General features: G+C 57.6%; 23 protein-coding genes. 10 read left to right on the forward strand and 13 right to left on the reverse strand.

Going from position 1 to position 26271, the window contains the following annotated elements; genetic code table 11:
• Positions 1–67: 67 nt before the first annotated feature.
• Genes FHS09_RS01470 through FHS09_RS01480 form a run of 3 tightly spaced genes read right to left on the reverse strand, consistent with a single transcriptional unit; the run spans position 68 to position 2088 of the window.
• On the reverse strand, positions 68–565 hold the full coding sequence (locus FHS09_RS01470) for a DUF429 domain-containing protein (protein WP_183455927.1): 498 nt from the start codon (positions 563–565) through the stop codon (positions 68–70).
• Positions 566–608: 43 nt separating this feature from the next.
• Positions 609–1325 (reverse strand): alpha/beta hydrolase family protein, encoded by a 717-nt coding sequence (locus FHS09_RS01475; protein WP_183455929.1) that lies wholly within the window; start codon positions 1323–1325, stop codon positions 609–611.
• A 7-nt stretch (positions 1326–1332) separates the two neighbouring features.
• Positions 1333–2088: an NYN domain-containing protein gene (locus FHS09_RS01480; protein WP_183455931.1), complete on the reverse strand. Its 756-nt coding sequence runs from the start codon at positions 2086–2088 to the stop codon at positions 1333–1335.
• A gap of 169 nt (positions 2089–2257) precedes the next feature.
• Here FHS09_RS01480 and FHS09_RS01485 point away from each other — a divergent pair, with 169 nt between their 5' ends.
• Positions 2258–2941 carry a spermine/spermidine synthase domain-containing protein gene (locus FHS09_RS01485; protein ID WP_183455933.1) on the forward strand — a complete coding sequence of 228 codons (684 nt, stop codon included), beginning with the start codon at positions 2258–2260 and terminating at the stop codon, positions 2939–2941.
• Between the two features lie 187 nt (positions 2942–3128).
• On the opposite strand, the gene FHS09_RS01490 is transcribed toward FHS09_RS01485, so the two are convergent.
• The 7 genes from FHS09_RS01490 to FHS09_RS01520 form a co-directional block, all read right to left on the reverse strand.
• Positions 3129–3425 (reverse strand): hypothetical protein, encoded by a 297-nt coding sequence (locus FHS09_RS01490; RefSeq protein WP_183455935.1) that lies wholly within the window; start codon positions 3423–3425, stop codon positions 3129–3131.
• A complete protein-coding gene (locus tag FHS09_RS01495) occupies positions 3422–3913 on the reverse strand; it encodes a hypothetical protein (RefSeq protein ID WP_183455937.1) in 492 nt (163 codons plus the stop codon). Before FHS09_RS01495 ends, FHS09_RS01490 begins: the two co-directional genes overlap by 4 nt.
• A 222-nt stretch (positions 3914–4135) precedes the next feature.
• Complete coding sequence (locus FHS09_RS01500; RefSeq protein WP_183455939.1) at positions 4136–5917, reverse strand: NACHT domain-containing protein; 1782 nt, start codon at positions 5915–5917, stop codon at positions 4136–4138.
• Between the two features lie 256 nt (positions 5918–6173).
• The gene (locus FHS09_RS01505; RefSeq protein ID WP_183455941.1) at positions 6174–7475 is read right to left on the reverse strand and encodes a ribonucleotide-diphosphate reductase subunit beta; all 1302 of its coding nucleotides are present in this window, start codon (positions 7473–7475) and stop codon (positions 6174–6176) included.
• 380 nt (positions 7476–7855) lie between these two features.
• Positions 7856–10756: a ribonucleoside-diphosphate reductase subunit alpha gene (locus FHS09_RS01510; RefSeq protein WP_183455942.1), complete on the reverse strand. Its 2901-nt coding sequence runs from the start codon at positions 10754–10756 to the stop codon at positions 7856–7858.
• A 780-nt stretch (positions 10757–11536) separates the two neighbouring features.
• The gene (gene argF / locus FHS09_RS01515; RefSeq protein WP_183455944.1) at positions 11537–12448 is read right to left on the reverse strand and encodes an ornithine carbamoyltransferase; all 912 of its coding nucleotides are present in this window, start codon (positions 12446–12448) and stop codon (positions 11537–11539) included.
• A gap of 19 nt (positions 12449–12467) precedes the next feature.
• On the reverse strand, positions 12468–13652 hold the full coding sequence (locus FHS09_RS01520; protein ID WP_183455946.1) for an acetylornithine/succinylornithine family transaminase: 1185 nt from the start codon (positions 13650–13652) through the stop codon (positions 12468–12470).
• A gap of 309 nt (positions 13653–13961) precedes the next feature.
• On the opposite strand from FHS09_RS01520, the gene FHS09_RS01525 reads away from it, so the two are divergent.
• Positions 13962–15335, forward strand: a complete 1374-nt coding sequence (locus tag FHS09_RS01525) for an MBL fold metallo-hydrolase (protein WP_183455948.1) — start codon at positions 13962–13964, stop codon at positions 15333–15335.
• 117 nt (positions 15336–15452) lie between these two features.
• Positions 15453–15785, forward strand: a complete 333-nt coding sequence (gene grxD / locus FHS09_RS01530; RefSeq protein ID WP_183455950.1) for a Grx4 family monothiol glutaredoxin — start codon at positions 15453–15455, stop codon at positions 15783–15785.
• Between the two features lie 124 nt (positions 15786–15909).
• Here the strand turns inward: grxD and bfr are convergent, their stop codons facing one another.
• From bfr to FHS09_RS01545, 3 genes are all read right to left on the reverse strand, one after another.
• Complete coding sequence (gene bfr / locus FHS09_RS01535; protein ID WP_183455952.1) at positions 15910–16386, reverse strand: bacterioferritin; 477 nt, start codon at positions 16384–16386, stop codon at positions 15910–15912.
• 277 nt (positions 16387–16663) lie between these two features.
• Positions 16664–17992, reverse strand: a complete 1329-nt coding sequence (locus tag FHS09_RS01540; RefSeq protein WP_183455954.1) for a DUF2254 domain-containing protein — start codon at positions 17990–17992, stop codon at positions 16664–16666.
• 111 nt (positions 17993–18103) lie between these two features.
• On the reverse strand, positions 18104–18316 hold the full coding sequence (locus tag FHS09_RS01545) for a bacterioferritin-associated ferredoxin (protein WP_183455956.1): 213 nt from the start codon (positions 18314–18316) through the stop codon (positions 18104–18106).
• A gap of 346 nt (positions 18317–18662) precedes the next feature.
• Between FHS09_RS01545 and FHS09_RS01550 the strand changes: the two genes are divergently transcribed.
• The 7 genes from FHS09_RS01550 to FHS09_RS01580 all read left to right on the forward strand — a co-directional run bounded on the left by FHS09_RS01550 (position 18663) and on the right by FHS09_RS01580 (position 25992).
• Complete coding sequence (locus tag FHS09_RS01550) at positions 18663–19265, forward strand: peroxiredoxin (RefSeq protein WP_183455958.1); 603 nt, start codon at positions 18663–18665, stop codon at positions 19263–19265.
• Positions 19266–19556: 291 nt separating this feature from the next.
• Positions 19557–20750 carry a serine hydrolase domain-containing protein gene (locus FHS09_RS01555; RefSeq protein WP_183455960.1) on the forward strand — a complete coding sequence of 398 codons (1194 nt, stop codon included), beginning with the start codon at positions 19557–19559 and terminating at the stop codon, positions 20748–20750.
• Between the two features lie 107 nt (positions 20751–20857).
• Entirely contained in the window at positions 20858–22774 is a 1917-nt protein-coding gene (htpG, locus tag FHS09_RS01560; RefSeq protein ID WP_183455962.1) for a molecular chaperone HtpG, read from the forward strand.
• 205 nt (positions 22775–22979) lie between these two features.
• Positions 22980–24020, forward strand: coding sequence for an NAD(P)H-dependent glycerol-3-phosphate dehydrogenase (locus FHS09_RS01565; RefSeq protein WP_183455964.1), 1041 nt, complete (start codon positions 22980–22982; stop codon positions 24018–24020).
• A gap of 34 nt (positions 24021–24054) precedes the next feature.
• Positions 24055–24468, forward strand: a complete 414-nt coding sequence (locus FHS09_RS01570) for a DUF4389 domain-containing protein (protein ID WP_183455966.1) — start codon at positions 24055–24057, stop codon at positions 24466–24468.
• Positions 24469–24496: 28 nt separating this feature from the next.
• Complete coding sequence (sixA, locus tag FHS09_RS01575; protein ID WP_183455968.1) at positions 24497–24949, forward strand: phosphohistidine phosphatase SixA; 453 nt, start codon at positions 24497–24499, stop codon at positions 24947–24949.
• A 176-nt stretch (positions 24950–25125) separates the two neighbouring features.
• A complete protein-coding gene (locus FHS09_RS01580) occupies positions 25126–25992 on the forward strand; it encodes an alpha/beta fold hydrolase (RefSeq protein ID WP_183455970.1) in 867 nt (288 codons plus the stop codon).
• Positions 25993–26271 lie beyond the last annotated feature (279 nt).

Genomic DNA, 26271 nt, shown 5'->3' on the forward strand with positions numbered 1-26271 from the left:
TGTCCACTGGCCGGAGAGGCCGGCATAGGCGGCATAAGCGGAGATAACGGCATCCCATTCATGCTCATTATCGGTCTCCAGGGGTATTCCCAGGCATTCGGATGCCATCTTGTCCATTATCCCGATGCAGCTGGTCGTAGTTGTACTTCTTGCCTGTCAATGCATGAAACAGAACCTTGGGATGGGTTTCGGTTACCGCCAATGAGGCATTTTGACTGCGCAGGGCGACCAGTATAGACATGCCGTTGATACCCATCGAGCCGTAGAGGCTGTTGGGGGAGGCGACGCTGTTCATCACTTCTCTATACTTCACCCTGAGCCAGCGGTCCGCTGGCCGCCAGCCGCTCTCTCCAGTCGACCAGCAGGTAAGCGTGTCTATGCCGACGGCTTTCAGATCGGGATACTTCTCCGAAAAATCCAGGATCTGTTCGGCGGTATTTAGTGTTTTTATCTGTATATCCGCAAGCTCGCCACTCGTAAAGCACAAGGCTGCCACCCCATGTGCGTTTCTACCGCCGGGGTCGTAGCCGATTATTGTGCCGCTGAACAGGTTTGGCTGGTGCAATGTTTGATTATGACCTCGATACTGTTGCCCGCGCTGAGCGTTTTTAGCTTGCCGGTGAAATCCACGCGAGCACCGGCGCAAGCCAGCGCTTGTGTGGTCGGTAGAACTCCCCATGCCCCAGGCCGGACTCCAGTACTACCTCTTTAAACTCGCTCACCTTTGGCGATCCGTCTGCCAGGAAAGCACATGAGCCTGCCCAAATGTCCTCGCGTTCATATAGCGAAAGTAGTCGGCCTTTGAAGGGCGGCCAATCCACATCCTGGCTGTTCTGGGGACATGAGGCCAGCAAGACGTACCGGATATTCTCATTGTCTATCAGGGAGGCTGCGGTGGCAACAATACCGCCTCCCTTGGAGAATCCTACAATGCTGATTTTACTTGGGTTTACCCCATTCCTTAGTAGATCAGAAACTTTGTTTGCCAGCTCTTTCGCATGCTTTTCGATGATTGCATTTCTTTCACGATGCTCTGTTACAAGATAGTAGGATTCTGAATCCAGAGACTGCTTCAGTCCGGTAAAGTCATACAGGCCATGGCGCCCGGATACAGGATCATTTTTCTTCCCTTCGGCGATAGCGCCGTGATAGAAGAATACGTACGAGGCTTCCGTTGATATCGGAATATTGTCTATCGACTCGATAACTTTTGCGGATAACGAAATTGACCAGATGGAAAGCAGGATTGCAAGCCAGAGTTTCAAAGTATACTCCTGAAAAGGTAATGATGATTGAAAGTTTTTGCGTATGTCGATTTGTGCCACATCATTATTAGCGCTCTTTTATACGATATACGATAAGGTTGCCGCTGCCTTTTCCCTTGCTTTTTTTGATCTCGAAGGCGTCATTCAGCTTATCCAAAATCTGTGAAAACTTGGCGGAGCCGTAGGATCTGGGGTCGAAGTCGGGCATGGAGCGCTTGACGAAGCTGCCGGCGGCGGAGGCGTTGGCCCAGCCGTCGTCGTCCTGGTACTGCTCCCAGGCTTTGGTGAGCAGAGGGGTCAGCTCGGCAGGATCATTCAGCGGTTTCTTCTGTTCGGGCTTTTTGGGTTTGCCAGTGGCCTTGGGTGGGGCGGATTCATCGCCGCCCAGGTTCTCGGTGAAGATAAAGTCATCACAGGAATTACGGAAGGAAATCGGTGTTTTGCGCTCGCCGACGCCGAATACGAACATCTCGGATTCGCGCAGGCGGGAGGCCAGTTTGGTGAAGTCGCTGTCGCTGGACACCAGCGCGAAGGCATCGAAGCGCTCGGAGTAGAGCAGATCCATCGCATCGATAATCATCGATGCGTCGGTGGAGTTCTTGCCGGTGGTATAGGCGAACTGCTGCACCGGCTGGATGGCCAGCTCGTTCAGCGACTTTTTCCAGTTCTTCAGGTTCTCGCTGGACCAGTCTCCGTAGGCGCGCTTGATGACGATATGGCCATGCGCTGAAATTTCATCCAAGATCGCCTTGACCTTGGAGTACTGGGCGTTGTCGGCGTCGATCAGGACGGCGACTTTCTTGTGGTCGTCTAGGTCTTTCATTTGGTTCTATCTATGAGTTTGTAATGTGTCGAGCATATTTGACTGTTGCTTCAGGTGTCAAAAATCTACTCTGACCCCGGTACCCATTTATCTTATCGCTAACCAATACGGCGAGGCTTCATGTTACATTACTCGCCCTATCTCCACCGCCACACAGCGAGCACACGCCATGAAACCCTGGGTCGAACTCGGTACTGCCCACATTCCTAATGACGGTGGGATACTCAAGCTCCGCCAGCGCGATCAGGAGTTCTCGATCGTCCTGTGCGGCCCCCGCGGCGAATTAATGAACAGTCGCCGCTTTAACAGTGAGCGGGAGCTATCGCTACTGGGCTGCGCCCATCTGAAGAAGCACAAGAGCGCCCGTGTGGTCGTGGGCGGCATGGGCATGGGTTACACGCTCGCCGCCGCCCTCGAGGTACTGCCGCCCTGCGCAGAGGTCATTGTCGCCGACCTGATCCCCGAGGTAGTAGAGTGGAACCGTGGGCCCCTGGGGGCCTGCGCCGGCCGGCCACTGGACGACAGCCGCTGCGTCGTTCATATCGGCGATGTAGCTGAGCTACTGTTAAAGCACGACGGCGACTATGACGCCGTGCTGCTGGATGTCGACAACGGCCCCGAGGGGCTGACCCACAACGACAATAACTGGCTGTACTCCCTCGATGGCACCAGCTGTATCTACAACTGCCTTACGCCAGGCGGCGTGTTGGCGGTGTGGTCGGCCGGGCCCGATAGCCTGTACGTTCAGCGGCTGAAGAAAGCCGGCTTTGACGTCGAGGTCAAAACCGTGCGCGAGCGCCCCGGCAAGGGTGCACGACATACCATATTTCTGGCAAAGAAAACGACCATGTGAGGCGCAATAATAGATGGAGTCGGATTAAACTTTTGGGGATTTTTTGTCTTGTTCTATGCCAAGATATTGATCTGTCCATATCACGATGAGTTAATATTCTTTCTTGGTTGATTGGGGTGTCATAATGTTGATCATGCCCCCATTTATTTGTGGACCACATTTATTTTGGACTCCATTTATTTTCGTATTATGCTTTATCAATTTCATCATTCCATTGTTCCTCGTAACCAGATCGTTCAAGATAGCCGCCGATGGAGTTATAAAGCTTCTCAGTCCAGTATTGGGCGCTGCCTTCGCATGGCAATTCGAGATCGCCTTCGGCAGATTTGTTGACCATTAACCAGAAGAACTTGCTAAGATGTGTAGCTTCTTCTTTTGAAGATACATATCCCTTATTTATAATGTCTTTAGCCAAAGAATCGCCGATTTCTTCGGCGAGAAATAGGGCTACGATTTTCTCTTCGTCGTGCTTGTATTTGATCATAGATTCTCTCCGGCATCCTTGATTACGGACATTCTGTCGGCGACCCATCTTAACTTGGCAACCAATTGGTGAACCAGAATTTTCTCTGTAACGGTGAGCAAATAATGACCTTTCTTTTGGTGGTCCGACTCAAACTTCAGGCCAGGAGGAAGGTCGGCTTGTTCCAGAACCCAGTAAACATGGATAGGGGACCCCGAGTTGTGTTTTTGCTTCATCTTGTAAACACCCTTCAGGTGTTGCCAATGGGATGAGAAAGAGAGCCCCATTTGATTGTGAGGGAGAACCCATTTTTCATCCTCGGAGAGCAGCCAATCCTTTTTTCTAACGCCTTGGACTAACTTGTCGCCTTCTTGGACATCCCGTTTTCGGTAGAGAGTTGGGTGGCTCCAGTTTCTGGTTGGTCTTGCCAGTGCACCTTCAAATTCCTTGATTATTGCTCTTAGGTCGTCCATTGTTTTAAATTGATGGGCATATTTTTCATTGCTCATTACTTCCTTGTGTCTCCTTGTTTTGAAGAATTTTTCCAGTTATGCACTTATGGCCGGGACTTTATAATGCAAAGGATGATCTGCTAGGTGTTCCTAGCTTGGATAATTGGTGTTCGTTCGGCATGGAATACAATCCCTATTGTCAAGACTTGACCCCTGAGACTTTTGACCCCTGAGACTTTGCTATTGTCAAGACTTGACCCCTGAGACTCTTTTTTTGACCTATATTCCAAGCAAATCTTCAATGCTTTTTGTGTGATTTGAATGTTTATTTTTTAGAATTTTGTATCCTTGGTATGCGGAACTCAGATACCTACCAGAAAGAAAAGAATCTGACTCAAATAATTCCTTGAGAAGCGGTGAGCGATATGTAAGCGTCTTAGTTTCGTATTCTATTTTTTCTCCGTTTTCGCCGTATTTTGATGTGATTCTTTCAATGAATTCTTTGTGTTTTTTTATGTCTATTTTATTTATGATGCCGGATAGGGAAATGGCAAAACCAACTAATTGAGAAATGTTAGAATTAAATCCGCTCCAACTGGCAGATATTGAGTTGTTCTCAATATTGATTTTGTCGTACGCAATTTTTATATATTTGGCTGTGTGAGTTATCCCTACTGAGTTCTTAACCCCAATTTTTTCAAATAAGTCTGTTAGCTTGGGGACTATAAGGACTCGCTCAACTAACTCAGAGTTCATTTCTATTAGGAGGTTGACTACATTGTCAGACAAAGAGTTCTTCCAGTATCTGTTAACAAGCTTTTCTTGTAGTTCTGGAGGGGAAGCTAAGATATGTAAAGCTACAAAATACTCTTGAAATGATCTGTGAGAATACGATATTTCTAGGCCATCCTCTATTAAAAGACAGGCTGCACTCAAGAGATCATTTAGATAGTCTTCAGCATTGAACTCAATTTTTAGTAGCTCTTTACTTTTTTCTATGTATTTGAGACAGTCAGTCCTGGGCATTTTGAAAATTCTCTTTTCATATGTCTGAAGTGAGAAAAGAGAAAATATCCTTGAAAAATCTTGAATGTCTAAGCTGGTAAGCCTATTTCGTTTATAACCTCCCTTGTTTGCGTCGTGTCGTTGGAACAGAGCCTCATATGCTTGATTGTAAAAAATGCTAAGTTTAGATGGGATCTCTGCGTTCTCACCATATGTCAACAACATAATTGAAAGGAGTAAGGGGTTTGAAAGAAATGAACTGTGCTGTTCAAAAAGCCCTGATTTCAGGTTTTCGACAAACTTTGACTTTGTTGACTCATCAAAAGGAAGCTTCTCGACGAGAGCAATAGCTTTTGCCTTATCCAAAGGCATTGTATTGAGTATAAGTAGCTCGTCTATTCCGTTAAAAGTATCTTCAGGTCTCGTGGATATAAAGACTGGGCATTTATTATATTTCCTGATAATTGCCGTGATATCTTTGATTAATTGCTTTCTCTGTGTATGGTCAACCTCATCGAAGCCGTCAAGAAAGAATGAAAAGTGACCTTCTTTCTTTGCTCTTTCGATAAATTCTCCAGACAACTTGAACCCATAGGTATCGAGAATGCTATCTATTAGTTTTGGGAGGGCTATGCCTTCCGCGTTTATATCCCTTAATTCGATTAGCACTGGCACATAGCTATTTTGTTTAATACAGTCAAGAAACAAATGCCGCATGAGTACTGATTTTCCGCTTCCACCTAAGCCACTAATCACGAAATGATGTGATTGGTTTAGACAATCTGAAAATGATGGTGTGTCAAGCTTTACTCTATCCCCATTACTAGCTAGTCCCACTGGAATATAGTAGCTGTATAGATCAACTGACCTATCACGAATAAAAAACGATTTTGATTTGGAGTATTTTTGCTCTGTTTTCTTTAAGTACTCAGAGTAGGCTGTTTTGAGTTTAAGCTTGATTTCCTCATTAAGTTTTCCGTACGTTGAGTTTGCGATATTCCAGATGTTTTCAATGTTTTTAGCTATAAAATCTGCAACAAACTTTCCTTCGTCCATTTGCTAAATTCCTATGCGAAATCTAATTTTAGTCATAACAGTCTATTCGCAGGCGTATGCAAATATGAATGTTTATATGTAGTAACGTGTGTCCATATATACTCACACCGTTATAATCGAAAAGCAATCGCGGGTTGCGGCCAGCTCCAGAGCTGATGCTCGATCACAAAAAAAGCGGGCTCTCGCCCGCTTTAAATACCTCTCTTCCTGTGAGCGACTACATTTCCTTATATAGTAATTCGCTACCGGTAGGCACTTACCACTGCAGTGCACCACCTGTCTGGTATTCAATCACCCGCGTCTCAAAGAAGTTCTTCTCCTTGCGCAGGTCCATAATCTCCGACATCCAGGGGAAGGGGTTCTGGGCGCCGGGGAATTGTTCTTTCAGGCCCAGCTGGACCAGGCGGCGGTTGGCGATAAAGTGGAGGTATTCCTCCATCATGTTCGCGTTCATGCCCAGTACGCCGCGGGGCATGGTGTCGCGGGCGTAGGCCACTTCCAGTTCCATGCCTTCCAGGATCATCTGGGTCACTTCCTGTTGGAACTCGGCGGTCCACAGGTGGGGGTTTTCCAGTTTGATCTGGTTGATCACGTCGATGCCGAAGTTCAGGTGCATGGACTCGTCGCGCAGGATGTACTGGAACTGCTCGGCGACACCGGTCATCTTGTTGCGGCGGCCCATGGACAGGATCTGGCTGAAGCCGCAGTAGAAGAAGATGCCCTCGGTGACCGCGTAGAAGGCGATCAGGTTGCGCAGCAGCTCCTGGTCCTTCTCGGTGGTGCCGGTCTGGAAGTTGGGGTTGCTGATGCCGCTGGTGTGCGCGAGACTCCAGGCGGCTTTCTTGGCCACGCTGGGGACTTCGCGATACATGTTGAACACCTCGCCCTCGTCCATGCCGAGGGACTCTACGCAGTATTGATAGGCATGGGTGTGGATGGCTTCCTCGAAGGACTGGCGCAGTATGTACTGGCGACACTCCGGGTTGGTGATATGGCGGTAGATGGCCAGCACCAGGTTGTTGGCTACCAGGGAGTCGGCGGTGGAGAAGTAGCCCAGGGAGTATTCCACGATGCGGCGCTCGTCCGCGGTCAGACCTTCGGGGTCTTTCCACATGGAGACGTCTTTGTTCATGTTTACTTCCTGGGGCATCCAGTGGTTGGCGCAGCCGTCCAGGTATTTCTGCCAGGCCCAGTCGTACTTGAAGGGCACCAGCTGGTTGAGGTCGGCGCGGCAGTTGATGATGCGTTTCTCATCCACTTCGATGCGCGCGGCGCCCATTTCCAGCTCTTCCAGGCCCGGGGCCGGGTCCAGGTTGGCTACGGCGGCCCGCGCGGCTTCCACGGCGGAGGAGGGGGGCGTGGAGGAGCCCCCTGTGGAGTTGCTGCTTTGGGCCGCGGGCGACGCCGGAGCGCTGGATGCGTAGGACGCGCTTGGCTCTGTTACTTCTTTTTGCAGCGTCTCCGGCGTCGGTCGCGGTTCGGTTGCCTTCTGTTGTTTGCCGCTGAAGGCTCTCTTGGAAGTTTGGGGCTGTGTGTCGAAGTCATCCCAGCTCAGCATAGTTGGCCTTTTGATCCGTCTTTTCTGTCGGTGTGTGTCTGGTTCGGTCTTTTGATTTTGGCCGGCGTTCGCCGACTTGCGGAGCTGGAGCTCCGCGTTCCCAGGGCCGGCTTTCGCCGGCTTGCCGAGCTGGAGCTCGGCGTTCCCAGGGGGGGCTGTACCGCCGTTTTTGCCGAGTTGGGCTCGGCGCTCCCGGGTCGCGGCCCGCTCCGGCTCTGTCACTGCTCGAGCCGGGCGGGTGCGAGTGGTCTTGGCCGCGCTTGCGCGGTCGCGACGCTCTCCCCCGAGAGTTCTTTTTTGCGGGCCTATTGGTATTGGTCCGCGGTCTTTGCTCTCCCCCGGCCCCTCTCCCATAAATGGGAGAGGGGAGGGAAAGGCTTTTACTGGCAGGCCTCGCAGTCCGGGTCGTCCAGGGAGCAGGCCTTGGGTACTTCCGCCGGCGCGGGCGCTGCCGCTACCGGGGCGCTGGCTCCCGAGCTCACTGCGTTCAGGTTGCCGGTGTTCACGGTGGATTTTTCCGTGCTGGTGGCGGCCAGGGCGCGCAGGTAGTAGGTGGTCTTGAGGCCGCGGTACCAGGCCATGCGATAGGTCAGGTCCAGCTTTTTGCCGTCGGCGCCGGCGATGTACAGGTTCAGCGACTGCGCCTGGTCGATCCACTTCTGGCGGCGGCTGGCGGCATCGACGATCCAGCGCGGCTCCACTTCGAAGGCGGTGGCGTACTTGGCTTTCAGTTCCGCCGGCACGCGATCGATCTTCTGCACCGAGCCCTCGTAGTATTTCAGGTCGTTGACCATCACTTTGTCCCACAGGCCCAGGGCTTTCAGGTCGTGCACCAGGTAGGGGTTAACCACGGTGAACTCGCCGGACAGGTTCGATTTTACATACAGGTTCTGGTATGTGGGCTCGATGGACTGGGAGACTCCGGTGATATTGGCGATGGTGGCGGTGGGCGCGATCGCCATCACGTTGGAGTTGCGCATGCCCTGTTTTTTCACTTTTGCGCGCAGGCTGTCCCAGTCCTGGCTTGCGCTGGTGTCCTGTTCGATAAATTGCTCGCCGCGCTGCTCCGCCAGGACCTTAATGGAGTCCAGCGGCAGTATGCCCTTGCTCCACAGGGAGCCTTCATAGCTCTGGTACTTGCCGCGCTCTGCGGCCAGGTCGCTGGAGGCGGAGATGGCCTGGTAGCTGATCGCCTCCATGGTGGTGTCGGCGAAGGCTACAGCTTCGTCGCTGGCGTAGGAGATGCCGGCCTTGTAGAGCGCGTCCTGGAAGCCCATCAGGCCCAGGCCCACCGGGCGGTGGCGCATGTTGGACTGGCGCGCGGTTTCGACGGAGTAGTAGTTGATGTCGATCACGTTATCCAGCATGCGCACGGCGGTCTTCACGGTGCGCGCCAGCTTTTCCTGATCGAGTTTATTGTCTTCGATATGCTGGGCCAGGTTTACGGAGCCCAGGTTGCACACGGCGATTTCGTCGTTGGCCCGGGTGTTCAGGGTGATCTCGGTGCACAGATTGGAGGAGTGCACCACGCCCACGTGCTGCTGCGGGCTGCGCAGGTTACAGGCGTCCTTGAAAGTGATCCAGGGGTGGCCGGTCTCGAACAGCATGCCCAGCATCTTGCGCCACAGGTCCACCGCGCGCACTTTCTTGTGCAGCTTCAGCTTGCCTTCGGCGACCAGTTGCTCGTAGTGGGTGTAGCGCTCCTCGAAGGCGGTACCGAACAGGTCGTGCAGGTCCGGGGTGTCGCTGGGGGAGAAGAGGGTCCACTCCTTGTCTTCGAAGACGCGCTTCATAAACAGGTCCGGCACCCAGTTGGCGGTGTTCATGTCGTGGGTGCGGCGGCGGTCGTCGCCGGTGTTCTTGCGCAGTTCGAGGAACTCCTCGATATCCAGGTGCCAGGTCTCCAGGTAGGCGCAGACCGCGCCCTTGCGCTTGCCGCCCTGGTTTACCGCCACCGCGGTGTCGTTGGCCACTTTCAAAAACGGCACCACGCCCTGGGATTTGCCGTTGGTGCCCTTGATGTAGGCGCCGAGGCTGCGCACCGGGGTCCAGTCGTTGCCCAGGCCGCCGGCCCATTTGGAGAGCATGGCGTTGTCGCGAATGGCGCCGTAGATGCCCTCCAGGTCGTCCGGCACCGTGGTGAGGTAGCAGGAGGACAGCTGCGGGCGAAGGGTGCCGGCGTTGAACAGGGTGGGCGTGGAGCTCATGTAGTCGAAGGAGCTCAGCAGGTTGTAGAACTCGATTGCGCGCCCGTTGGGGTCATCTTCATTGATGGCGAGACCCATGGCGACGCGCATAAAGAAGATCTGCGGCAGCTCGAAACGGATTTCGTCTGAGTGCAGGAAGTAGCGATCGTACAGGGTCTGCAGGCCCAGGTAGCTGAACAGGTGATCGCGCTCGCCTTTCAGGGCTTCGCCCAGTTGCGCCAGATCGAAGGTGGCCAGCGCCGGGTCCAGCAGTTCCAGCTCGATACCCTTTTGCACATAGGCTTCCAGGGCTTTGCCGTAGAGGGTTTCCATCTCGTGCTGGGTGGCGCGCTCGGCGACGCCGAGGAAGCGCAATGCCTCGGCGCGGAGCTTGTCCAGCAGCAGGCAGGCGGTGGCGTAGGTGTAGTTGGGTTCCTGCTCGACCATGGTGCGCGCGGTGATCACCAGCGCGGTGTTGATATCGGTTTCGGAGACGCCGTCGTAGAGGTTCTTCAGCGCTTCGGAGAGGATCGCCTCGCCGTCCACGTCCTTCAGGCCTTCGCAGGCCTCGCTCACCACGGTACGCAGGCGCTCCATGTCCAGCGGAACCAGGGTGCCGTCTTCCATCTTGACGCGGATGCTGGGGTGGGCCTCCGCGACGGCTTTGTGCTGGCCCTTCTCCGCGCGCAGGCGGGCGTGTTCCTCGCGGTAGAGCACGTAGTCGCGGGCGATCTTGTGCTCGCCGGAGCGCATCAGCGCCAGTTCCACCTGGTCCTGAATCTCCTCGATATGGATGGTGCCACCGGAGGGCATGCGGCGCTGGAAGGTGGCGCTGATCTGCGCCACCAGGTCGCCCACCTGCTCGTGGATGCGGCTGGAGGCCGCGGCGGTACCGCCCTCGACGGCGAGGAAGGCCTTGGTGACCGCAACGGAAATTTTGCTGTCGTCGTAGGGCACTACGGTACCGTTGCGCTTGATGACGCGAATCTGTCCCGGTGCGGTTGCGGCCAGGGTGGTGTTGCCGCCGGTCTGCTCTCTGGTTGTAGCTGTTTTTTCCGTAGGCACGGATTGAGAGCGCCCTGTCTCTGTGTGCATGAATTTCTCCGCGTGTATGTACTGTTTTTCCGCTTCTGTCCGCTCGGACAGCACCCTCGAAGGGGGATATTGGGCGGTAACGGGTCCCTCGTTTTTCCCTTCCGGCAGCCCTCCGGGCCCCGGGGTGGGAACAGGCCGCTTTGCCGGGCGCCCCCCGGTTGGGGGCCTCCGGGTGCCTGCGGCGGATAGTCCATTCCGCCTGGTTACCTCTGATTTGCTTTTGGAAAACTGTGCCTGACTGGTGCACCGCAATGGCGGCGCCGGGGTCGGAATCGGCCCCCGTCGGCTAGGGGCTGTACCTGGGGTGCACCCCAATATATTGGGGTTGCGTCTCGACTGACCAACAAGATAATGCGATAGAGGGGCTATTTCAAGGCGAATAACTTCGTAGTTTGCTGTGGATAATTTGTGGGTAGCGGGGTAATTGTCAGTGGCCACTTTCGTGCCAGCCCCCGCAATTACTGGGGATGGTTAAAGCCTGTACAGCGGTTTTTAATCCGGGGAGGGTTTTAAGAATTTTTTTTAATAGTAAGTGCGCGCTAAATTAACCGTGGCAATAACTGTTTCGGTTTGTTTAGTCTTTGAGCAAAGTGGTACTCGGCCGGCGAATCTTCTGGCGTTTCTTTAATCATTGTGCGTTGTTTAGCCAGCAACCGACCGCGGCTGGCGATCACCCCTACAGGAGAAGTTTTACAGTATCGTGTAGGTGCTCTGCTTCAAACCAGCTGTTGACTCGCCATACCGGCCGAGCCGGTATGGCGAGGGTATGGGCTGCCCGGGTCAACCGCTGTGTTCCTGCAGGAACTCCATCAGCGCCTTCTGCGCGTGCAGGCGGTTCTCCGCCTCGTCCCAGACCACGGAAATGCCGTCGTCCTCCAGCAGTTCTCCGCTCACTTCCTCGCCGCGGTGGGCGGGCAGGCAGTGCATGAATACGGCGCCGTTGTTGGCGTGACTCATCAGGTCGTGGTCGACCAGGAAGCTCTGGAAGGCGCGTTTGCGCTCCTGCTGCTCGGTTTCCTGGCCCATGGAGGCCCAGACGTCGGTGGCCACCCAGTCGGCGCCGCGCACCGCGTCCGCGGGTTTGCGCACAATGCTCACCCTGTCGCCGGCGGCGGCGACTATGGCCTCGTCCGGCTCGTAACCCTCGGGGCAGGCGATACGCAGCTCGAAGTCGCACCGGCGCGCGGCGTTGATGTAGGAGTGGCACATGTTGTTGCCGTCGCCCACCCAGGCCACCACCTTGCCCCGGGGGCTGCCGCGGTGCTCCACATAGGTCTGGATGTCCGCGAGCAGTTGGCAGGGGTGGTAGCTATCGGACAGGGCGTTGATCACCGGTACCTGGCTGTACTGGGCGAAGCGCTCCAGTACGTTGTGGCCGAAGGTGCGGATCATCACCATATCCACCATGCGCGAGATGACCCGCGCGCTGTCCTCGATGGGCTCGCCGCGGCCCAACTGGGTGTCGCGGGGGGACAGGAAGATGGCGCTGCCGCCCATCTGCGCCATGCCTGCCTCGAAGGACACCCGGGTGCGGGTGGAGGATTTCTCGAAGATCATCCCCAGTACCTTATCGCGGAAGGGCTCGGTGGCGATGCCTTGGGCGCGCAGGGCTTTCAGTTCGATGGCGCGCTCGATAACGCCGTTGAGCTCATCCCCGGACAGGTCCAGCAGGGTGAGAAAGTGTCTGGCCATAAGTCGTTCCCTCCTAAATTCAGGCCGCTTGCCGGGTAAAGTTCTCGATCAGTGTGCTCACGGTGGCGCCGATCTGGCGGCACTCGTCATCGCTCAGGGTGAGCGGCGGCAGCAGGCGCACCACGTTGCCGGCGGTGACGTTGATCAGCAGGTCGCGGGTGCGCGCCTGTTCTACCAGTTCGGCACAGGGGCGGTCCAGTTCGATGCCGATGAGTAGGCCCAGGCCGCGGATCTCACGGACCGCGGCACAGTCGGCCAACTGCTCGCGCAGCTGTTGCAGCAGCTGTTCCCCCAGTTTTGCGGCGCGCTCGATCAGCCATTCCTTTTCCAGGGTGTCCAGCACCGCCAGGCCGGCGCGGCAGGCCAGAGGGTTACCGCCAAAGGTGGAGCCGTGGCTGCCGGCGGTAAACAGCTGCGCCGCTTTGCCCCGCGCCAGGCAGGCGCCGATGGGCACGCCGTTGCCCAGGCCCTTGGCGGTGGTGACCACGTCCGGGAGGATGCCGTTGTGCTGGTAGGCGAACAGTTTACCGCTGCGGCCGTTGGCGCTCTGGATCTCGTCCAGCATCAGCAGCCAGTCCTGTCTGTCGCACAGGTCGCGTAATTTGTTCAGGTAGTCCGGTGCCGGCACGCGGATACCGCCTTCTCCCTGCACCGGTTCCACCAGCACCGCGACTATGTCGTTGTGCTGGGCGGCGAGCTTTTCGATCGCGGCGACGTCGTCGAAGGGCACGCGCAGGAATCCCTCCGGCAGCGGCGCGAAACCCTGCTGGATCTTTTCGTTGCCGGTGGCGGTGAGAGTGGCGAGTGTGCGACCGTGGAAGGCCCCCTCCATCACCACGATGCGCGGCACTGCAAGGCCGCGCTCGTTGCCGAGCCGGCGCGCCAGCTTGATCGCCGCCTCATTGGCCTCGGCACCGGAGTTGGAAAAGAACACATTGTCCATGTCCGACAGGGTCACCAGCTTCTCCGCAAGTTGTTCCTGCGCGGGAATATTGTAGAGGTTGGATACGTGCAGCAGGGTATGCGCCTGGTCCTGCAGCGCCTCGGTGACTGCCGGATGGCAGTGGCCCAGGCCGCACACGGCGATTCCGGAAATAGCGTCCAGGTAGCGTCGGCCGGCGTCGTCCCACACGTAGTTGCCTTCACCCCTGACCAGGGTCAGGGTTCTGGTGCCGTAGTTTTGCATGAGTGCGGGAATGGCCACTTTGCTGTTTCCTCATATGGTGGGCCTGAAAAACCGGGAGAGCCGCAGAAAGTTCGGCGTGAGCGCCATTCGTCCGCAGTTTCCCCGGGAAAGCCGGCAATACTAACATACTTGTGGTGGCGCGCTACGCGGCGCGGTCAGCTGGTGTGGTGCCGAAGGCCCTGTGTGGCCATCTTTATTCCTGTGACATTTCCGGTGCCCCTGCGGACCGTCGCCAGCCCCGTGTTTACTATTCTGAGAGCACTGCTTTCGCTGATCCGATGGGCAGAGAATTCCAAACCACGTCCGCGCCATTGCGCTGAGTAAATCATGAAATTCAAATGTATCGAAACCCCGGCCATTTCTCACTACGCTTATGTGATTGCCGACGGCAATTGCGCGGCGGTGGTGGATCCCCGCCGCGATGTGGACGACTACCTGGCCGCAGCCCGTGAATTCGGCTGCCGCATCACCCATGTAATCGAAACCCACCGCCAGGAGGATTTCGTAATGGGATCGGCCTACCTGGCGAGATTGACGGGGGCCCGGGTAGTCAATGGCGAGCACGAGCTGTTCGGCCATGGCGACCTGCGGCTGGGGGACGGTGACAGCTTCACGCTGGGGAGCCTGAAAATTTGCGCCCTTCATACCCCCGGACACACACCTGAGAGTATGTGTTACGCAGTCTATGAAAAGGGGGCCGATATCCCCTGGGGCGTATTTACCGGCGACACGCTGTTTTTTGGCGATACGGGTCGCAGTGATCTGCCGGGCGCTGATAAATCGGTCGAGAATGCGGCATTACTGTATGACTCCGTGCACGGCAGGCTGAAGGCGTTGGGCGATACCGTGTTGGTTTTTCCCGCGCATGGGCCGGGGTCCGTGTGTGGCAGCGGTATGTCGGAAAAGCCGTTTTCCACCATCGGTGAGGAGCGGCGTCTCAACGATGTGTTCACGCTGGACCGGGATGCATTTGCCCGCAAGAAAGGCGGCGAGCGGCTGCCGCGGCCGCCGTACTTTCGCCTGATGGAAAAGGTGAACCTGCACGGCGGGCTGGAGCCACCGGAGGTTCTCGGTGCGGTCAGGTTCTTGGGGCCGGAAGAGTTTGCCGATGCGCGCAAGCGGCGGCAGGTGTTCGACACGCGGGAACCCGAAGCCTTTGCGGGTGGCCATATTGCCGACAGCTACAGTATCTGGTTGCAGGGTTTGCCGGTTTTTGGCGGTTGGCTGGCCGATGAAACCACGGAGCTACTTTTGGTGGGAGACCGCGGCGAGGATATGGAAACTGCCGCGCTGTATCTCAGCCGCATCGGTATCGACCGGGTCGAGGGCGCCCTGGCCGGCGGTTTTGGCAGCTGGCGCAACAGTGGGCACCCGTTCCGGCACAACCGCGTGATCACCCCCCGTGAACTGATCGACCGGCTCGATGAAATGCAGGTACTCGATGTGCGCGAGGACGGCGAGTTTGACAGCGGGCATATTCCCGGCGCGGTCCATCTATACGTCGGGTATCTCGAGGAGCGCCTCTCTGAGACGGGCCTCGACAGGGACCGGACCCTGGTGGTGACCTGCGGGGTCGGGCATCGTGCAGGGCTTGCAGTCAGTATTTTGCTGCGCCTGGGGTTCACCGATGTGCGCAACCTGCTCGGGGGGATGAAGGCCTGGGGCGCCTGCGACTTTCCGATGGACCAGGGCGGGCACTAGCGCACTGGTCGCGAGATGCACCGGTGGGTTGGGTGGGGTACAATCCCGCCCCTCAAAACAGCGAACGGGCGCCGGGCGCCGGGCCGAAACACTTTCTAATCGAGGTTGGTCATACCTATGGACACACTGGAGAACATCAAGCAGCAGATAGCCGACAACGCGATCCTGCTCTATATGAAAGGCAGCCCCAACGCACCCCAGTGCGGCTTTTCCATGCGTGCCTCCCAGGCGCTGATGGCCTGCGGCAAGCGCTTTGCCTATGTGGACGTGCTGTCCAATCCGGATATCCGCACCGAGCTGCCGAAATACGCCAACTGGCCGACCTTCCCGCAGCTGTGGGTCAAGGGAGAGCTGGTCGGTGGCTGTGACATCATTATGGAGATGTACGAAAACGGCGAGCTGAAGACCCTGGTGGAAGAGGCCTCTGCCGAGGGTGAGGGCGGGGAATAGGTTTTTCCTCTTTGCCCAAACAAAAAAAGCCGCGGTGGTTGCCGCGGCTTTTTTGTTTGGGAATGGCTGTGGACATCCTGTTTCAATCCTGGCTCGTCATCCCGTCCGTCGGTTGTGCTTGGGATTATTCTCCGGTTTCCATCTGAGATTGCAGGTAGTTCCGCAGGCCGACTTTGTCGACCAGGTCCAGCTGGGTCTCCAGCCAGTCCACGTGTTCCTCCTCGGATTCGAGGATTTTTTCCAGCAGTTCCCGGCTGCCGTAATCGCGCACCGATTCGCAGTGGGCGATGGCGTCGCGCAGGTCGGGGATGGCCTTGGACTCCAGCTTCAGGTCGCACTTGAGCATTTCCACGGTGTCTTCCCCGATGAGCAGCTTACCCAGGTGCTGCAGATTGGGAATGCCCTCGAGAAACAGAATCCGCTCGATCAGCCAGTCGGCGTGTTTCATCTCATCGATGGATTCGTGGTATTCCTTTTCCGCCAGCTCTTTCAGTCCCCAGTTTTTGTACATGCGGGCATGCAGGAAGTACTGGTTGATGGCCACCAGTTCGTTGCCCAGTGCTTTGTTTAAATGTTCGATAACTTTGGGATCGCCTTTCATAGCTTTTGCTCCTGGCCCTGCCGAGACTGAATGGATGTTCAGGATATTCCTGTTTGTTAGGTTAAGCTGCAGCTGTTTTGTTACCTGCATATTGTAGAGTCGCCGCCACTATGCCGGTGGAGTTTGCGTCTCCCGTTGGGGCAAGTCAAGAAAAAGGCGAGTTTTGTTTGTGTGCGGAAAAACAGGGAAATTAAGAGGAATTCGGCAGAAAATTACAACGAGAATGATTCCCTTTTAGATTGTTTCCTGCGGATGAAAAAGACCTGTCCAATGGTGTTCAGGGAAGGTTGATCCACTGGCGGATTCCAGAGATTTTCTTTTGGATAATTTCCCGATCGAATCGGTCGTCGATAAATTTTTCGAGGTCTTCTTCCAGGCGGTCGGTATACCTTCTCAGCGCATGCCTGTCTTCTGTGCGGGTGCAGACTTCCGTGAGGCCGAGCAGGGCATCCACCAGGTGGCGCATGACCACGCCACTTTGGCGGCCGTACTCGCGGATTTCATCGAAAGCCGCCTGCAGCAGATCGGCAAAATCCAGTTGGAGGGTTACCAGGCGCAGGTTGCCGTCGTCGTCGCGAAAACAGTTGGGCAATTGGGGTCTCTGCAGCACCTTGCCGATACCATCCACCAGGCGGTTGATACAGGCGTAGGCGGTATAGGGGTCGTTGATACCCGGAGACAGAGCGCGCACCGCAATCTGCGCCAGTTGGTGAATGGAGAAGACAATGTCCTGTTCCGCGGTGGGCTGGTGGCCGGTGCCGATGGCGCCGGCAACACTCTTGCTGATGGTTTCGCTGTCCAGGTGCCGTGGCGGCTGGAACACGCTGGCCACCGGAGTCCAGGAATTGAGGTAGCTGCCCGGGTGGCACTCCAGGCGGATACAGCAGTCGTGCTCGCTCGCCCAGCGGATCAGCTTTTCCCGGTTGATGATCTGTATATAGCCGCTCTTTTCACAGAAGATACTGAGCCGGTCTTCGCCCAGCGGCAGGCGATCGGTGTCGCAGCGCTCCGCACCTTCGCCGAAGTGGTGGTGGGCACTGGGGTAGAGGCGGTCGATAGCGTCGCTGAGCTCGCGGTTGATGTGAAAGGTGACGTTGTCCACCTGGATGGATTGCGCCACGTTGTGGATGAAATAGATCAGGAAGGCGATGCTGACTACGGCCAGCAGCACCGCAGTGTGTACCGCCAGGCCGTGATTGGTGGCGGCGTCACTCTGGGCATCGATGCCGCGCATGGTTACCAGCGCGTACACAAAAGTGGAGAGAAATATGCCGAGGACACATTGGGTACCCCGGTCGCGCATAAAGTTGCGCACCAGTCTCGGGCCGAATTGGTTGGAGGCCAGGGTGAGGGCCACGGTGGTAATGGAAAACACGGTGCCGGCCACTGTGATGGTGGAGCCGGCGATCATGGCCAGCAGTGAGCGGGCGCTGTCCGGGTCCTGCAGGCGCATCCAGCTCATTCCCGGCAGTCCGGCGGGTCCCGCGACCTGGTCCACTAGCTGCATCCCTTGGGACAGGGCGATGGCGGCGACCGCCATCACCGCCGGCACGAGCCAGAAGCTGGAACGCAGGCGTTCGCCGAGATGCTGCAGATACTGTCTCATGGGGCGGCCGGCAGTCGGGAAGTGCTCCGCTAAAGATAGAACAGGCGGGCAGTTACGCCAGGCGGCAGCCTGTGTTGCGGTTGGCTGCGGAGGGAGTGTTTGAGAGGAGGATCAGCCGGCGGAATAGAACAACCCGTTGTTGCCCGCGGCCACCATGCCGCCGCTCATGGTCTCGTCGATGATCTCCTGGGTCAGTTCCGCGCAGCGGCCGCATTGGGAGGAGACGCCCAACTGGCGGCGCAGGGCCTTGACGGATGTGGAGCCGTCGTAGACCGCTTCCTTGATCTGGCGGTCGGTAATGCCTTTACAGATACATACGTACATCGTCGATGGAGCCCTGGCGTAAATTACGCTCTAAAAACTGAATCTGCGAAGATCGTATTGCAAGTGAGAATGAGTGTCAATGAGATTCTGTGTCTGGTCAGTTTTTATTCTAGTCCAGGTTGCTCCGGGTGGGAGGGGAAGCTGTGACCGGGCAGGGGAGTGAGGTCAATCTCTTTCATTCCCATCGCTATCGAAGCTATATAAAAAATTAATGGGACTGAAAGAGGCGCCTGTGTATCATAGCGGGCCACTATCAAATCTGATTCAATTTATAGCGATTGCATATAAATTGACCACATTGTCGTTCAATTTACTAACCCATCATCGGAATAATGAGGAGGTTCTCATGGCTGTACTGGTAGGCAAACCAGCACCGAATTTCACAGCTGCAGCAGTACTGGGCAACGGCGAGATCGTCGACACCTTTACCCTGAGCGAAGCCATCAAAGGCAAGAAGGCGGTAGTTTTCTTCTACCCGCTGGACTTCACTTTCGTGTGCCCGTCCGAGTTGATCGCTTTTGATCACCGCTATTCGGAGTTCCAGAAGCGCGGTGTGGAGGTAATCGGCGTATCCATCGATTCCCAGTTCTCCCACAATGCCTGGCGCAACACTTCCGTCAACGACGGCGGCATCGGCCCGGTGAAATACACCCTGGTGGCCGATACCAAGCACGAGATCTGCCAGGCCTATGACGTCGAGTCCGAAGGCGGCGTGGCCTTCCGCGGCTCTTTCCTGATCGACGAGCAGGGCTTGGTGCGCCACCAAGTGGTCAACGACCTGCCGCTGGGCCGCAATGTCGACGAGATGCTGCGTATGGTCGACGCATTGACTTTCCACCAGGAGCACGGCGAAGTCTGCCCGGCCGGCTGGCAGGAAGGCGACAAGGGCATGAGCGCCTCTCCGGAAGGTGTGGCCGCCTACCTGAGCGAGCACGCTGAGAAGCTGTAAGCATCAACGGAAATCCCGTTTAATGCTGATTTGATGCTAGAAAGCCGCCTTTCGGGCGGCTTTTTAATAGGTGTCATTCTGCCTTGCCGCCACCCCTATGCTCTGCTGGTCTCCGGCCGCCGAGGCATTCCGATCTACATATCCGCCGATATGTCCCCGGCACGCGTTCATTGAGCTACAATGCCACGCTTTGTCCGGTCAGTCGGCCTTGGGAGAGAATTTTTCCGCAGGCTGCTAGTCTTAAACACAGCTTTTGGATTTACACCCTGCCGCGGCGGCTCGAAGTACGGCATGAAATTTCTGTCTTTATGGTCCTCTTTTCTCCCTCGGCGTCGGCGCGATAGGCTACGTTGCCTGCTGGCGGCCCTCTGTGGTGCCTGGCTGCCGGTGTGCGTTGCGGGCGATGTGGACGCCAGTGCCAGGAATTTCGACCGCTATTTCCATCAATTGGTGAAAAAGCAGGATATCCCCGGGGCCGCCTATGTGATTGTGGACGGCGACCGGGTGGTGGCCATGAACACCTACGGCGTGCGGGTCAAGGGAAAGAGAGGCCGGATAAACCGCAACACGGTGTTCCGCCTGGCCTCGGTGTCCAAGACCTTCGCCGGCAGCATGGCCGCGGTGCTGGAGCACGAAAAGAAGTTCAGCTGGGGTGACCGGGTGGTGCGCTACGTGCCCGAGCTCAGCTTCAAGACCCCCGCGCTGTCCCGCCAGCTGCAGGTGCAGCATCTGCTCAGCCACTCATCGGGGCTGACCCCCAACGCCTACGACAACTACCTGGAAGACAACAAGCCGCTCTCCAAGATCCTACCCCAGTTCGCCAATATCGATCCGCGCTGTAAGCCGGGCAACTGCTACGGCTACCAGAATGTGCTGTTCAGCCTGATCGAGGACGTGATCTACAAGGCCACCGGGGTCACCTACGAGCGCCAGTTGAAAGAGCGCTTCTTCGTTCCATTGAAGATGAAAGATGCTTCTCTGGGCTGGGAGAGCTTCATGGCCTCCAACAACCGCGCCGCCCCCCATGTGCAGACCGGCCGCGGCTGGCGCCCGGTAACCGTGAGGAAGGAGTACTACCTGGCAGCGCCGGCGGCGGGGGTCAACGCCAGCATCTCGGATATGGCGCAGTGGCTGAAGGCGCAGATGGGCTACTACCCCAGGGTGCTGTCGCCGGAGGTGATTCAGGACATCACCACCGAGCGGGTAGAGACCCAGCGGCATATGCGCCACCGTATCTGGCGCGACTACCTCACCCACGCCGGCTACGGCCTGGGTTGGCGCCTGTACACCATGGGGGATGACCGCATTATCTACCACGGCGGCTGGGTGGCCGGCTTCCGTGCCGCGGTGGCCTACTCGGAGAAGCAGAAGATCGGCATCGCTATCCTGATGAACGCGGAGTCCCGCGTGATTGCCGACCTGACCGCCAATTTCGTGATCGATATCACCGGCAATGGCGCCCTCTCCACAGCCATGACCCGATAGGGGCGAACGCAGGATTTGCCCCCGCGTATCCGGCCCGCCCTTGAAACCGGGAACCCTGTCCCAATATTCCTCCTCGTTCTGATTCATCTGATCGGGGAGACCTATCCATGACCGTTGAGGCCCAAAAAGAGCGCCATGGCTTCCAGACTGAAGCCAAGCAACTGCTGCACCTGATGATCCACTCGCTCTACTCCAACAAGGAGATATTCCTGCGCGAGCTGGTTTCCAATGCCTCCGACGCCGCCGACAAGCTGCGTTTCGAGGCCCTGTCCAAGCCGGAACTACTGCAGGACGACCCCGACCTGCGCATCCGCATCGAGTTCGACAGGGAAGAAGGCACCATCACCATCACCGACAACGGCATCGGCATGAGTCGCGACGAGGTGATCGGGAACCTGGGCACCATCGCCCGCTCCGGCACCGCCAGCTTCCTGCAGAACCTCAGCGGTGACCAGAAGAAGGATGCGCACCTGATCGGCCAGTTCGGCGTGGGCTTCTATTCCGCGTTTATCGTCGCCGACAAGGTGGACGTCTTCACTCGTCGCGCCGGCCTCGAGGCCGACCAGGGCGTACACTGGGAATGCAGCGGCGAGGCCGAGTACAGTGTGGAAAACATCGAGTGGCCGCAGCGCGGCACCCGTGTGGTACTGCACCTGAAAGAGGAGGCGAAAGAGTTCGCCGACGGCTGGCGCCTGCGCTCCATCATCAAGAAATACTCCGACCATATCGCCATCCCCGTGGAGATGCTGAAAGAAACACCGGCGACCGAAGGTGAGGAAGAGGGTGAAGAGAAGAATGCGCCGGAATTCGAGGCGGTCAACGCCGCCCAGGCCCTGTGGACCCGCTCGCGCAGCGATATCAAGGCGGAGGAGTACAAGGAGTTCTACAAGCATATCTCCCACGATTTCGACGAGCCGCTCACCTGGAGTCACAACCGGGTGGAGGGCAAGCAGGATTACACCAGCCTGCTGTATATCCCCGCCCGAGCCCCCTTCGACCTCTACCAGCGCGACGCCGCCCGCGGTCTCAAGCTATACGTGCAGCGCACCTTTATCATGGATGACGCCGAGCAGTTCCTGCCGCTCTACCTGCGCTTCGTCAAGGGCGTGCTGGACTCCAACGACCTGCCGCTGAACGTCTCCCGCGAGATACTGCAGAAGGATCGCAATACCGATGCAATCAAGGGCGCGCTCACCAAGCGCGTGCTGGATATGCTGGAAAAACTGGCGAAGAAGGATGCGGACCAGTATCAAAAATTCTGGGAGCTGTTCGGCAATGTAATGAAAGAGGGGCCGGCAGAGGACTTCGCCAACCGGGAAAAGGTGGCCAAGCTGCTGCGCTTTTCCACCACTCATACCGACGAGCCTAAACAGGACCAGTCCCTGGAAGATTATGTGGGCCGGATGAAAGACGGCCAGAAGCATATCTACTATGTGTGTGCCGACAACTTCGCCACCGCAAAATCCAGCCCCTACCTGGAAGTTTTCCGCAAGAAAGGCATCGAAGTGCTGCTGCTTACCGATCAGGTGGACGAGTGGTTCGTGGGGCATATGCATGAATTCGACGGCAAGCAATTCCAGGACGTGGCCAAGGGCGCACTGGATCTGGGCGAAGCCGAGACCGAGGAGGACAAGGCCGAGCGCGAAAAAGTGGAGAAGGACGCCGGCGCGCTGGTGGAGCGGGTCAAAGGCGTGTTGGAAAACCGCGTGGAAGACGTGCGCGCCACCACCCGCCTGGTGGATTCCCCCGCCTGCCTGGTGGTGAGCGAACAGGATATGGGCCCGCAGATGCGCCGCATTCTCGAACAGGCCGGCCAGTCGCTGCCGGAGGCCAAGCCCATATTCGAGCTGAACCCCTCCCACCCGCTGGTGCAGCGCCTGGATCAAGAGGCCGATGAAGACCGCTTTGCGGATCTCACCAACATCCTCATGGATCAGGCCAACCTGGCCGCCGGCAACCAGCTGGCCGATCCGGCGGACTATGTGCGTCGGCTCAATGCGCTGCTGCTGGAGCTCAACAGCTAGCGGCTTCCCCTTGTAGGAGCGGCCGTTGGCCGCGATCGGCGTTTAGACAACTGGAAGACCGATCGCGGCTAACAGCCGCTCCTACAAAATCCTCTATCGCCTAATTTTTGCACGAACTGACCGAAACTCACATTTTTTTCCCGCCGTCATTGGGCTCGCCCGGGCCGCCCTCTATAATCCGCAAAACTCAAAACAAATCAGATTTATGACTTCTACGGAAACCACCGAGTCCATTGCCATTGCCGTATTGGGCGGTGGCAGCTTCGGCACCGCGATTGCCAACATTGTCGCCGGCAACGGCCACGACACCCGCCAGTGGATGCGCGACCCGGAGCGCGCCGCGCGCTGCCGCGAACTGCGCGAAAACCAGTACTACCTGCCGGGAGTGCCGCTGCACCCGGAGCTTCAGATCACCAGCGACCTGGAGCAGGCGGTGCACGGCTGCCGGATAGTGTTCGTGGCCATCCCCAGCAAATCCTTTCGCGAAGTGGTGCACTCGGTGGCGCCGCTGCTCGCAGCCGGTACCATGCTGATCTCCACCACCAAGGGCGTGGAGCACGACAACTTCCACCTGATGAGCGATATCCTGCGGGAGGAGACCAGCGGCATGCGCGTGGGGGTGCTCAGCGGGCCTAACTTCGCCAAGGAAATTGTCGAGGGGCATTACACCGCCACGGTGATCGCCAGCGAAGATGAAGAGCTGTGCAGCAGTATCCAGAAGGTGTTGCACTCGGAGACTTTCCGCATCTACTCCAGCAGCGATGTGTTCGGGGTCGAATTGGCCGGTGCGCTGAAAAACATCTACGCCATCGTCACCGGCATGGCCGCGGCACTGGAGCGCGGGCAAAACACCAGCAGCCTGCTGATCACCCGCGCACTGGCGGAGATGATGCGCTTTGCCGAGGCCGTGGGCGCGGACCCCATGACCTTTATCGGCCTTGCGGGTGTGGGCGACCTGATCCTGACCTGTTCCTCGGACCTGAGCCGCAACTACCGGGTGGGCTACCTGGTGGGCAAGGGGCGCGCACTGGAAGAGGCGGTGGCGGAAATCGGCCAGGTGGCGGAAGGGGTCAACACCGTGCGCCTGATTAAACACAAGGCGGACGAAATGGGCGTGTATATGCCCTTGGTTTCCGCGATTCACGCCATATTATTTGAAGAGCGCCCGATTCCGGAGGTAATTCGAGATTTGATGTCGGGCGCGCAAACCTTCGACGTGGCCTACTCAGTCAAGGTTGAGAAATAGGTAAAAAGTGCAAAACCCTAATGGTGATCCACCCATGAAGAATGAAGAACTGAAACGGAACCTGACCTCCGGCAACCACTGGCTGCGCCTTCTGTATATGGTGCTCTTCGCAATACTGCTGGAAATCGCCGGCATTGTGATGCTCGCGGTGGTAGTACTGCAATTCCTGTTTTCGATCATTACCGGCGGCCCCAACGACAACCTGCGCCGACTCGGCGACCAGATCGCCTCCTATATTTACCAGACGCTGCAGTTTCTGATCTACAACACCGAGGAAAAACCTTTTCCCTTCTCCGAATGGCCGGAGTCCGATATGGAGGACCTGTCCGGCTACGAAAGCGCCGAGGAAGTAGAGGCGGAGGTGGTCCCCGAGGGCGGGGAGGAGGAAGTCATAGAGCTGGGTTCCGAGGAAGCTGCGGAAACCGAAAAAGGCGGTGGCAAAGAATAACATTCCCGGACCGGCCTGAGGAAAACCCGTGCAACTGCTGATCTTGCGCCACGGTGAAGCCGAACCCATGGTAGTGGCGGATGACTCCCGCCAGTTGACCGAACGCGGCCGAGCCCAGGTGTCGCGGATCTGCGAGTTGCGCGCAGAGGAGCTGGAGCAGGTGCGCGCCATCTGGGCCAGCCCTTTTGTGCGCACCCAGCAGACCGCGGAAATCGTCGCCGAGTCGCTGGGGCTGCCGGTGATCACCGAGCCGCTGTTGATCGGCGGCACCCCGCCCCAACGGGTTATCGATGCCCTGGGCCAGGCGAAAAGCTTTCCGCTGCTATTGGTGAGCCACCAGCCGCTGGTGGGCAGGCTGGTTAACGGCCTCTGTGGCAGCGACGATGCCCACTTCCTGGATACCGCCAGCCTGGCCTGCCTGCAGTCGGAGGTGTGGGCCACAGGTTGCGCCGAGCTGGAGTGGCTGCAACACCCTGAATAAATGCGGAATGCGGAATGCGGAATTGGAAGCGCCGCCGGGAACGCGGAACTCCAGCTCCGCAAGCGGGCCGCAGGCCCGCCAGTTCAATAGACCACCACTTCTGATTCCCCTGGTCATTGCAAGCAATCCCTGACACCGGCAACATCGGCCGCCAGTCTCTCCGGATGTCGCCGCCCATGAACCAATCCTCCCGCGAAATAAATCTCGAATTCGACGGCAAGACCATCGCCGCCCGTCGCTGGGGCAGTCCCGATGGCAATCCCGTGCTGGTCCTGCATGGCTGGCTGGACAACTGCGCCAGTTTTGACCGCCTGGCGCCGCTGCTGGAAGGGCTCGATCTGGTGGCGGTGGACATGGCCGGCCACGGGCGCAGCTACCACCGCTCGCGGGATGCCAACTACAACATCTGGGAGGAAGTGGAGGATGTGCTGGGTATGGCCCACGCTCTGGGCTGGCGCAGGTTTTCGTTATTGGCCCACTCCCGTGGCGCAGTGGCGGCGATGCTCACCGCCGGAACCTTCCCGGACCGGGTGGAGCGCCTGGCGCTGATCGACGGCCTGGTGCCACCACCGGCGGAGGATGCCGATGCCCCTGAGATTCTCGCCAGGGCCATCGCCCAGCGGGCCCGCTACGGCGGGCGCAAACCGCGCCGGTTCGACAGCCTGGAGGCCGCCGTGGAGGCTCGCTGCAACGGCTTGTTTCGCCTCTCGAGGGAGGCGGCCCAGGCTCTCACCGAACGCGGCACCCGCCCCCTGGACGGCGGGGTGACCTGGAGCAGCGACCCGCGCCTGATGTCCACCTCCACCGCCAAACTCAACAACGCCCAGGTGCAGGCCTTCCTGGACCGGGCCACCATGCCCATCCGCCTGGTGCTCGCCGAGGAGGGCATCGCCGATATGATCAGGCGCCTGCGCCCGGTGCTGGAACGCTATGGCAATATTGAGGTGCGGGAAATGCCCGGCGGTCATCACCTGCACATGGAGGAGGGCGCCGAACCCATCGCCGAATGGTTCGGCCCCTTCCTGTGCGGCGAAACCGACTAAGGGCTATGGTGCTCTGCACGCCCAGCGCGGGGTCGGGAGAGTTGCCTCTTTCCGGGACACGCTGTGAATACATCCCTGTACGCTCGTAATCGGCATCCCTGCCTCATACGGTCCCGGAAAGAGGCAACACTCCCGACCTGCAGAGTTCTTTGCGAGATTCTAAACAGGCTCTAAGCGCCTGCCTGTAGGAGCGGCCGCTGGCCGCGATCGGCATTTGTCTAGCAACAATAATCGTGATGCGAAGGTCCTGATGCCGGTGGCTTTTTGCGGGACTGTCTG

It is taken from the genome of Microbulbifer rhizosphaerae (genome assembly GCF_014191725.1).
GTDB lineage: Bacteria > Pseudomonadota > Gammaproteobacteria > Pseudomonadales > Cellvibrionaceae > Microbulbifer > Microbulbifer rhizosphaerae.

Excerpts from the sequence above, each read along its gene's own strand:
- FHS09_RS01480 (WP_183455931.1), bottom strand. The coding sequence starts at position 2,088 with ATGAAAGACCTAGACGACCACAAGAAAGTCGCCGTCCTGATCGACGCC.
- FHS09_RS01485 (WP_183455933.1), top strand. The coding sequence starts at position 2,258 with ATGAAACCCTGGGTCGAACTCGGTACTGCCCACATTCCTAATGACGGT.
- FHS09_RS01490 (WP_183455935.1), bottom strand. The coding sequence starts at position 3,425 with ATGATCAAATACAAGCACGACGAAGAGAAAATCGTAGCCCTATTTCTC.
- FHS09_RS01495 (WP_183455937.1), bottom strand. The coding sequence starts at position 3,913 with ATGAGCAATGAAAAATATGCCCATCAATTTAAAACAATGGACGACCTA.
- FHS09_RS01500 (WP_183455939.1), bottom strand. The coding sequence starts at position 5,917 with ATGGACGAAGGAAAGTTTGTTGCAGATTTTATAGCTAAAAACATTGAA.
- FHS09_RS01505 (WP_183455941.1), bottom strand. The coding sequence starts at position 7,475 with ATGCTGAGCTGGGATGACTTCGACACACAGCCCCAAACTTCCAAGAGA.
- FHS09_RS01510 (WP_183455942.1), bottom strand. The coding sequence starts at position 10,756 with ATGCACACAGAGACAGGGCGCTCTCAATCCGTGCCTACGGAAAAAACA.
- argF (WP_183455944.1), bottom strand. The coding sequence starts at position 12,448 with ATGGCCAGACACTTTCTCACCCTGCTGGACCTGTCCGGGGATGAGCTC.
- FHS09_RS01525 (WP_183455948.1), top strand. The coding sequence starts at position 13,962 with ATGAAATTCAAATGTATCGAAACCCCGGCCATTTCTCACTACGCTTAT.
- grxD (WP_183455950.1), top strand. The coding sequence starts at position 15,453 with ATGGACACACTGGAGAACATCAAGCAGCAGATAGCCGACAACGCGATC.
- bfr (WP_183455952.1), bottom strand. The coding sequence starts at position 16,386 with ATGAAAGGCGATCCCAAAGTTATCGAACATTTAAACAAAGCACTGGGC.
- FHS09_RS01540 (WP_183455954.1), bottom strand. The coding sequence starts at position 17,992 with ATGAGACAGTATCTGCAGCATCTCGGCGAACGCCTGCGTTCCAGCTTC.
- FHS09_RS01545 (WP_183455956.1), bottom strand. The coding sequence starts at position 18,316 with ATGTACGTATGTATCTGTAAAGGCATTACCGACCGCCAGATCAAGGAA.
- FHS09_RS01550 (WP_183455958.1), top strand. The coding sequence starts at position 18,663 with ATGGCTGTACTGGTAGGCAAACCAGCACCGAATTTCACAGCTGCAGCA.
- FHS09_RS01555 (WP_183455960.1), top strand. The coding sequence starts at position 19,557 with ATGAAATTTCTGTCTTTATGGTCCTCTTTTCTCCCTCGGCGTCGGCGC.
- htpG (WP_183455962.1), top strand. The coding sequence starts at position 20,858 with ATGACCGTTGAGGCCCAAAAAGAGCGCCATGGCTTCCAGACTGAAGCC.
- FHS09_RS01565 (WP_183455964.1), top strand. The coding sequence starts at position 22,980 with ATGACTTCTACGGAAACCACCGAGTCCATTGCCATTGCCGTATTGGGC.
- FHS09_RS01570 (WP_183455966.1), top strand. The coding sequence starts at position 24,055 with ATGAAGAATGAAGAACTGAAACGGAACCTGACCTCCGGCAACCACTGG.
- FHS09_RS01580 (WP_183455970.1), top strand. The coding sequence starts at position 25,126 with ATGAACCAATCCTCCCGCGAAATAAATCTCGAATTCGACGGCAAGACC.